Origin of the sequence: Shewanella sp. MF05960 (genome assembly GCF_050849305.1) — a bacterium.
Lineage (GTDB): Bacteria > Pseudomonadota > Gammaproteobacteria > Enterobacterales > Shewanellaceae > Shewanella.
The window spans coordinates 1-616 of the sequence record NZ_JBOZPS010000066.1 but is presented as its reverse complement, the minus strand read 5'-3'; the positions used below and the strand labels follow the sequence as shown (position 1 = coordinate 616).

The following is a 616-nucleotide window of genomic DNA, read 5'->3' as shown; positions in this document are numbered from 1 at the left end:
GCTAAGGCGTGTTCTGTTACCCAGCACCCTATATCGCAGCCAAGACGGGTTCGAACCATGAGTTTCTACCTTCCTTTGCCCGCTTGCGCGTACCTAAGTAAGCTGCATATTCGGGGTCGTAAGGTGTCGCTGCACTCCTGATTTTCACATGTCTTTGTATTAGCGTTTGAGCTATTTGGACAAGGTTAAACCGACAATCCATGTTCGCTATTTTCTGCCAACCATGAAATTGCCACTGTCCCTTACCATCCAAATAATATTTACGCCTCACCCAGTCTTTACTTTTAGACGGATGACGCCTAACTGCCCAGCGCCATAACAACCAGAAAAGTTGATGGCCTACATAACCGAAAACTTGCTTAGCAACACAATGGCGATAATAGTTCGCCCACCCCCTCAGTTTCGGATTCAGTATTTTGATTAAATCGTTAACGGGTATTGTTGGATGTTTTCTGATGAATTCACGTAAGTTGCTCAGAAATGACAGAACGTTGCTCTTGCTCGGTTTAATGAGCAGTTTGCCGTTGTACTTCCTGATATTGAATCCCAGAAAGTCAAAACCATCATTGATATGAGTAATGTGTGTTTTCTCATCAGAGAGTGTTAAGCCCCTTTC

1 protein-coding gene is annotated in these 616 nt (G+C 44.0%); it reads right to left on the bottom strand.

Annotated features, from left to right (window positions below; all coding sequences use genetic code 11):
• Positions 1–28 precede the first annotated feature (28 nt).
• Positions 29–616, bottom strand: a 588-nt coding sequence (locus ACROAE_RS20610; protein ID WP_432406200.1) for a group II intron maturase-specific domain-containing protein, incomplete at its 5' end; no start/stop codon positions are given.